The 7,172-nt window shown below is 52.3% G+C and carries 7 protein-coding genes; 5 read left to right on the top strand and 2 right to left on the bottom strand.

Going from position 1 to position 7,172, the window contains the following annotated elements:
* On the bottom strand, positions 1 to 1,754 hold a 1,754-nt coding region (plsB, locus tag PSSD_RS04570; protein ID WP_058969696.1), incomplete at its 3' end, for a glycerol-3-phosphate 1-O-acyltransferase PlsB.
* Positions 1,755 to 1,881: 127 nt separating this feature from the next.
* On the opposite strand from plsB, the gene PSSD_RS04565 reads away from it, so the two are divergent.
* The 4 genes from PSSD_RS04565 to PSSD_RS04550 all read left to right on the top strand — a co-directional run bounded on the left by PSSD_RS04565 (position 1,882) and on the right by PSSD_RS04550 (position 4,793).
* Complete coding sequence (locus PSSD_RS04565) at positions 1,882 to 2,250, top strand: diacylglycerol kinase (RefSeq protein WP_058969695.1); 369 nt, start codon at positions 1,882 to 1,884, stop codon at positions 2,248 to 2,250.
* Between the two features lie 105 nt (positions 2,251 to 2,355).
* Positions 2,356 to 2,970 (top strand): transcriptional repressor LexA, encoded by a 615-nt coding sequence (gene lexA, locus PSSD_RS04560; protein ID WP_039331664.1) that lies wholly within the window; start codon positions 2,356 to 2,358, stop codon positions 2,968 to 2,970.
* A gap of 124 nt (positions 2,971 to 3,094) precedes the next feature.
* The gene (gene dinF / locus PSSD_RS04555; RefSeq protein WP_058969693.1) at positions 3,095 to 4,420 is read left to right on the top strand and encodes an MATE family efflux transporter DinF; all 1,326 of its coding nucleotides are present in this window, start codon (positions 3,095 to 3,097) and stop codon (positions 4,418 to 4,420) included.
* Positions 4,421 to 4,580: 160 nt separating this feature from the next.
* Positions 4,581 to 4,793: a CsbD family protein gene (locus tag PSSD_RS04550; RefSeq protein ID WP_058969692.1), complete on the top strand. Its 213-nt coding sequence runs from the start codon at positions 4,581 to 4,583 to the stop codon at positions 4,791 to 4,793.
* A gap of 68 nt (positions 4,794 to 4,861) precedes the next feature.
* Here PSSD_RS04550 and zur read toward each other — a convergent pair whose 3' ends face one another.
* Positions 4,862 to 5,383: a zinc uptake transcriptional repressor Zur gene (zur, locus tag PSSD_RS04545; RefSeq protein ID WP_058969690.1), complete on the bottom strand. Its 522-nt coding sequence runs from the start codon at positions 5,381 to 5,383 to the stop codon at positions 4,862 to 4,864.
* A 453-nt stretch (positions 5,384 to 5,836) separates the two neighbouring features.
* Between zur and PSSD_RS04540 the strand changes: the two genes are divergently transcribed.
* On the top strand, positions 5,837 to 7,087 hold the full coding sequence (locus tag PSSD_RS04540; RefSeq protein WP_058969688.1) for a conjugal transfer protein TraF: 1,251 nt from the start codon (positions 5,837 to 5,839) through the stop codon (positions 7,085 to 7,087).
* The last annotated feature ends 85 nt before the right edge of the window (positions 7,088 to 7,172 follow it).

Raw genomic sequence — 7,172 nt, 5'->3', positions numbered from 1 at the left:
TTGTTCATGCCCATGGCATGGTCAAGCAGCGCTTCAGCGCTCATATCCGGGACCGTTGCTTCCGGCGAATACGGCACGTTACGCAGCAGCTGGGTATAGCACTCGAGCTGTTCGATCAACTGTTCGCGGGTGAGCGAGCGCTGACGCGATGCCAGCAGTGCCGTGACACACAGGTTCATGGCATTGGCGGCACCGGCTTCATTGATGCGCACCATTAAACGCGCCGCGATATCATTCACGGTAGGTGTCATCCAGGCTGGACGCAGTGGCTCAATCGGATCGATCGCATCACGCCATTCCGGCACGTTTTTGTTCAGGTAGTTCATCAGCGGCAAAGGTTCGCCGAAGTTGACATAGCCCTGACCAAGATTGCGCAATTTACGCAAACCGCGCACCATCTGCAGGAAGCTCTCTTTTTCCTTAGCCGCACCGCGCAGCTCTTTCGCGTAAGTGCCCACCTCCATCACGTGTTCATAACCGATATAGATCGGCACGAAGGTGATAGGGCGGCTTCCACCGCGCAGCATGGCCTGCAAGGTCATCGACAGCGTGCCGGTTTTAGGATCGAGCAAGCGACCGGTGCGTGAACGTCCACCTTCTACGAAATATTCAACCGAATATCCGCGGCTGAACAGTTCGCCCAGATATTCGCGGAACACCGTGGAGTAGAGCTTGTTGCCTTTGAAGGTACGGCGAATGAAGAAAGCACCGAGACGACGGAAAATCGGACCCGCAGGCCAGAAGTTCAGGTTAATACCGGCAGCAATGTGCGGTGGCACCAGGCCCTGGTGATACAGCACATAAGAGAGCAGCAGGTAGTCCATGTGGCTACGGTGGCAGGGCACATAGACAATCTCATGGCCGTCTTGCGCCAGCTGACGCACACGTTCGCCACCATTGACATTGATGCCCTGATAGAGACGACTCCACAGCCAGCCCATCACACGATCGGTGACGCGAATGGCTTCATAGGAGAAGTCCGCAGCCACTTCTTCCATCATCTCGATGGCGTTCTGCTGAGCTTTTTCATGGGAGATCTTTTTGCTGCGCGCTTCGTCCTCCACTGCTTTTTCAATCGCTTTGGATTGCAGCAGTTTGTTGAACAGATCCTGACGTGCGGGCAGGCGTGGGCCCACCGCTGCCAGACGCTGGCGTGCAAAGTGAATGCGGGCCACGCGCGCCAGTTTCTGTGCAATCGACTTATCGGTACCGTGTTCCGTCGCCATCTGGCGCAGGGAAACGGTCGGCGAGAAGCGCACAAAACTGTCACGGCCGTGCCACAGAATGGCGAAGAACTTCTCTATACCATTCATCATGCGCAGATGTGGCGTGGCTTCACCCTGGATTTCGCGTCCTGGTGCGCGACCAAACATCACCGAAACCGGCAACATTTGAACGTCGAGATCAGGGTTACTGCGGTGCAAATCGAGGTAATCGTGAAACAGCTTCACGGATTCTGGATTGGCCACGAAATAGGGGATAACGCGCGGACCATCGTGAATAAACACGTGGCGCGGCAGTAGAGTACCATCGATCTCTAAGGGGGCCAGGGGATCCGGCAGATCATGTTTCAGACATTGCGCCCGCAGTGTCAGTAAGTCTGCCTTTGAATCATAAGGCAAAACGTACATCACCGGACGTGTCGGATCGATCCCATGTTCGGAGACAGGATCGGTCGGAATGACCTTACCTTTTACCAAAATAGAGAGTGGTAAATTCAATAATTTGTAATAAAGTTTACGCCAACCTGACATAGACAACTTAAAGCCTCTTGTTAGCAAAGCGCGGCAAGCATACCAGAAAGTGCAGCGAAGATCTGTGGTGACACCACCTCAGGCTGCCGAGACATTGACGTCAAAACCAATCAAGGGTTCCACCAGCATGGCAAATAATGTCACCGGTTTTCAAAGAATAGTGAATGCAGCCGGTTATTCCTGGCAGGGGCTACGCGCCGCCTGGCAGAATGAAGCGGCATTCCGTCAGGAAACGATCGCCGCAGTGATCGCCGTTATCGTGGCCTGCTGGCTGGATATCGATGCCATTTCGCGTGTGCTGATGATTGGCTCAGTGGTGCTGGTGATCATTATTGAAATTATGAACAGCGCCATCGAAGCGGTGGTGGATCGCATCGGCGAAGAGCGGCACCCGCTGGCAGGACGCGCAAAAGATATGGGTTCAGCGGCGGTTTTACTGGCTATCTTGCTGGCCCTGTTTGTCTGGATCACACTGCTCTGGTCCCATTTGCGATAGCCATTCCAGAATCACCGCGCTGCGCTAATTCGCCGCTGTTTTGGTTTTCATTTCGCCAATACCTGTATATACTCACAGCGACTGTATAAACAACCAGGGGGCGGGATGAAAGCGTTAACAGCAAGGCAGCAACAGGTCTATGATCTGATTCGCGACCATATTAACCAGACGGGCATGCCGCCAACGCGTGCGGAAATTGCTTCGCAACTGGGATTCCGCTCGCCCAATGCTGCTGAAGAGCATCTGAAAGCGCTGGCGCGTAAAGGCGTAATCGAAATTGTTTCGGGTGCTTCACGCGGTATTCGTCTGCTGATGGAAGAAGAGGTCAGCGAAGGTTTACCGCTGATTGGCCGCGTAGCCGCCGGTGAGCCGCTGCTCGCGCAGGAACACATCGAAGCGCACTATCAGGTTGATGCAAACCTGTTCAAACCCAACGCTGATTTCCTGTTACGCGTAAGCGGAATGTCGATGAAAGATATCGGGATTATGGATGGCGATCTGCTCGCGGTGCATAAGACTCAGGAAGTGCGTAATGGCCAAGTCGTGGTGGCGCGTATTGATGATGAAGTCACCGTAAAACGCTGGAAAAAGCAGGGCGCTATTGTACATCTGCTGCCCGAAAATACCGATTTCCAGCCGATCGTGGTCGATACGCGTGAACAGTCTCTGACCGTTGAAGGTCTGGCTGTGGGCATCGTGCGTAACGGTGAATGGCTCTAATCTCTTTTTGAACTCCCCCGCTGCGGTAGCGCTTATCGCAGTATGAAGTGCTGATTCTTTGCGTCGGACTTTTTTGGTTCAACGTGAGGAATCAGGCTGATCATCGCAACAACGGAACGGGCGGATGCGGCTGTTTTCCTCTTCAGATAAAGCACTCTGGCGGCTGGCGCTGCCGATGATCCTCTCCAATATTACGGTCCCGCTGCTCGGCGTGGTTGATACCGCGGTGATTGGTCATCTCGATAGTCCCATTTATCTGGGCGGCGTGGCTGTCGGTACTACAGCGACCAGCTTCATCTTTATGCTGCTGCTATTCCTGCGCATGAGCACCACTGGACTGACGGCCCAGGCCTTTGGCGCCAATGACAAAACCGCACTGGCGCGCGCGTTGATACAACCTTTATTGATTGCTTTGGTTGCAGGCTTGTCGTGTGCGCTGCTGCGAACGCCTGCGAGCACTCTCGCAGCAACGTTGATGGGCGGTAGCCCAGAAGTGCAGCAGCAGGCGCAAATATTTATCGAAATTCGCTGGCTGAGCGCGCCGGCCACACTGGCCAATCTGGTGATTCTTGGCTGGCTGCTAGGCGTGCAGTATGCCAGGGCGCCCATGGTGCTGCTGATCGTTGGGAACCTGGTCAATATTCTGCTCGATTTACTCTTCGTACTGAAACTGCACTGGGGCGTGGCGGGGGCTGCGGCGGCAACCGCATTGGCAGAATATGTGACGCTGGGAGTCGGTTTATGGATGGTAGCGCGCGTGCTCAGGCTGCGCGGTATCCATTTTACGCTGCTCAAGCAAAGCTGGCGCGGTGATGCTGCGCGCCTGTTCCGGCTCAATCGCGACATTATGCTGCGTTCGCTGATGGTGCAGATTTGCTTTGCCTCTCTCACTCTGTTGGGCGCGCGCATCGGGCCAGACGTGGTGGCAGTCAACGCGGTATTGCTGATGTTCCTCACCTTTACCGCCTACGCGCTGGATGGCTTTGCCTATGCGGTCGAAGCATGCTCAGGGGAGGCTGTCGGGGCAAAAGATCGCAGCCGATTATTACTTATCTGGCATGCAGCCTGCCGTCAGGCGGGGATTGTCGCGTTAATGTTTGCCCTGATATACGCCTTTACCGGTCCATATATCGTGGCGCTGCTCACTTCGCTGGAGACACTGCGTGAAATGGCCGATCGCTATTTAGTCTGGCAGGTGATTCTGCCATTGGTCGGCGTATGGTGCTATCTGCTGGATGGCATGTTTATTGGTGCCACGCGCGGACGCGAAATGCGCAACAGCATGGTGATGGCAGCGGTGGGTTATGGCGTTGCTCTGCTATCACTCCCCTGGTTGGGAAACCATGGCTTATGGCTGGCGGTAACGGTGTTTCTTACGTTGCGAGGCGTAACGCTGTGGTGGGTGTGGCGTCGTCACTGGCAGCGTGACACTTGGTTCAGTGCGGGATAAGCGAAGCGTAACTTACAGATTATTCTGTATTTTTTTGCGCAATCCACGCTGAGTACTATAATTATCTCAAACGGCGCAAATGAGTAGCGCGTTGTGTAGATGTTTCCTTGCTTTTATAGGGGATCATCTTATCTCACTCAGGATGAAGTGGAGGATTATGATGAACAAAGACGAAGCGAGCGGTAACTGGAAGCAATTCAAAGGGAAGATGAAAGAGAAATGGGGCAAGCTGACGGATGACGATATGGCCGTCATTGAAGGTAAACGCGATCAGCTTGTCGGCAAAATTCAGGAACGTTATGGCTATGCGAAAGAGCAAGCCGAAACGGAAGTCAAAGACTGGGAAAGTCACAATAAAGACTACCGTTGGTAAGCAGCCGCTTTAAGGATGATGTTCCTACCCCGCCGATCACCCGTCGGCACGGCACAAGGAAGTGCCAACTACCCTTTTCTTACCTTCTTTTTACTCTCAATTTCATGGTCATGATCGCAGCTGTCATGGTGCTTACACGCGGCGACTTCTGCACAATTTTCACACAACCCATGCGCTTCAATGACGGTATGACGCAGTGAAAAACCTGCCAGATCGGCCAAACCCGCGATGATTTTTTCCACCCCATGAGCATGTTTCTCACTGACAGCCGCACAGCCGTCACACACCAGCATGACTGAGGTATGGGCTGGTTCGTCAAAATGATGGCACACCACGTAGCTGTTGTTAGATTCAACGCGGTGAATAAACCCTTGTTCTAACAGGAAATCCAGTGCACGGTAAATCGTTGGCGGTTTAGCCTGCGGTTCACTGATGCGCAGTTGATCCAACAGGTCATAGGCACTGATCGAACCATTTTGCTCGGCCATCAGACGCAGCACTTCAGCGCGTTGAGTGGTCAGGCGCACGCCGCGATCAAGGCAAAGTGATTCTGCTTGAGTCAGCAGTTGTGCGGGCGTGAGGTTTGACATAAACATTCTCCAGGTTGCAGGCGATGTTATTTTATCACACAAACTTTTACCCTGCTGTGATTGCTTTTTGTTCTTATGTTGTCTAAGAAAACCCACGATAATCAATGAATTAACTTTCCCATTCTGCAATTCTTATCCATTCCAGCAATTTCATACTCTCTATTAGATCAGCCAGATAGCATAAAAACCGTCCTGATTTTGCTTTGCAACTCACCGGGTTAGCGTCTAAGGTTCAAAAGGTCTTAAGTAATTTCTGGTATCAATTTACGTATTGTTCATTTTTCTGCATAACAAAACAGCAGAATGGTGTCTGCGCAGCCAATTCTGTGAATAGCAGTGCTATTTCCTTTTAATTCACAGCAATGATGCGTTAGCCAGGGTTCAGAATAGCGGCTAACTAAACTGTTTCGTTTCTGAGTGATTCAGCGACATTTCAAAGGTGATGGCAGGCTCATGGTGAAGACAATATTCAGGCACAAAAAAGTTGCTTATCTTGTTGGTTTGAATGCGGTATTTCTTTCTTCTTCAGCTCTGGCAGCGGGTACATGGTATGACGCACGCAACGATGCGATGGGGGGGACGGGCGTCGCCTCATCCACCTGGAGTTCGGCGGTGCTGGCCAACCCGGCATTGATGACCAAAGCCAAACCTGAAGATAACGTCAGCATTATTTTCCCTTCGGCGGGTGTTCAGGTTACGGACGCCGATAAATTAATTAACAAAGTCGATGACATCAGCGACAGCGTCGATCGCTACAAAGACGTGATTGATAATCTGACGTTTGCCGATTATCTGCGAGGCTATCCAGAACTCAAGGCTGCCGCCGGGGATATGGCTAATCAGCTGGAAGGTTTAAAGGGTGATAAAGCCCATGGCACTGCGGGTGTAGCCTTTGCGGTTACCGTGCCAAATGAAACGCTGCCCTTTGCATTTATCACCAAAGCCTACGGTACAGCACATGTGCAGGCCAATGTTGCCCAGAGTGATATCACTTATCTGCGCGGTGTCGCAGACGGCACGGTGATTCCTTTGCCAGGCGACCAGGATAAATTAACGTCCAGCGGTAACGGTTTGGCAGCATTAGTCACCGACTACGGCGTTGCGCTGGCCCATGAGTTCAACGTTGCCGGTCATCCGGTTTCAGTAGGCGTTACCCCGAAATTGCAGAAAACCTGGTTGTACAACTACACCGCCAGTATTTATAACTTCGATAAAAGTAACATCAACAACAGTCAGTACCGCAGCTCTGACACTGGCTTCAACATTGATGCCGGTGTCGCAACCGATTTTGGCGACCACTGGACAGTGGGTGTCACCGGTCAGAACCTGATTTCACGTGATATTGATACGAAAACGGTGGAAGGCTATCGCGATACCTACCAAATCCGTCCGTTGGTCACGTCGGGCGTGGCATGGAATTACGGTGCGTTCACGCTGGCTGGTGATGTTGATCTGACTGAAACCAAACGCTTTAAGTCTGAAGAGAGCAGCCAGTATGCGGGCGTGGGTGCTGAATATCGCGTGCTGGAGTGGTTGGCCTTACGTGCGGGTTATCGTGCGGATATGAAATCTAACGACACTAACGTCTTTACCGCTGGTCTGGGTGTGTCACCGTTTAACAACACGGTTCATCTGGATCTCGCCGGTTCGGTGGGTGATGACAATACCTGGGGCGGTATGTTGCAGCTCGGATTTAACTTCTAATCCACTTAATTCACATCTGGGTAACATCTTCACTATTCAGACGTGAACAATCTCACAAAAATCAGGTCGCAATGTGCGGCCTGTT

The organism is Type-D symbiont of Plautia stali (assembly GCF_001485335.1).
Lineage (GTDB): Bacteria > Pseudomonadota > Gammaproteobacteria > Enterobacterales > Enterobacteriaceae > Pantoea > Pantoea vagans_C.
The sequence above is the reverse complement of the archived record's forward strand: the minus strand, read 5'-3'. Positions and strand labels throughout refer to the sequence as shown.

What these genes read in the sequence shown, in the direction of transcription:
- PSSD_RS04565 (WP_058969695.1), top strand. Translation starts at nt 1,882, where the DNA reads ATGGCAAATAATGTCACCGGTTTTCAAAGAATAGTGAATGCAGCCGGT.
- lexA (WP_039331664.1), top strand. Translation starts at nt 2,356, where the DNA reads ATGAAAGCGTTAACAGCAAGGCAGCAACAGGTCTATGATCTGATTCGC.
- dinF (WP_058969693.1), top strand. Translation starts at nt 3,095, where the DNA reads ATGCGGCTGTTTTCCTCTTCAGATAAAGCACTCTGGCGGCTGGCGCTG.
- PSSD_RS04550 (WP_058969692.1), top strand. Translation starts at nt 4,581, where the DNA reads ATGAACAAAGACGAAGCGAGCGGTAACTGGAAGCAATTCAAAGGGAAG.
- zur (WP_058969690.1), bottom strand. Translation starts at nt 5,383, where the DNA reads ATGTCAAACCTCACGCCCGCACAACTGCTGACTCAAGCAGAATCACTT.
- PSSD_RS04540 (WP_058969688.1), top strand. Translation starts at nt 5,837, where the DNA reads ATGGTGAAGACAATATTCAGGCACAAAAAAGTTGCTTATCTTGTTGGT.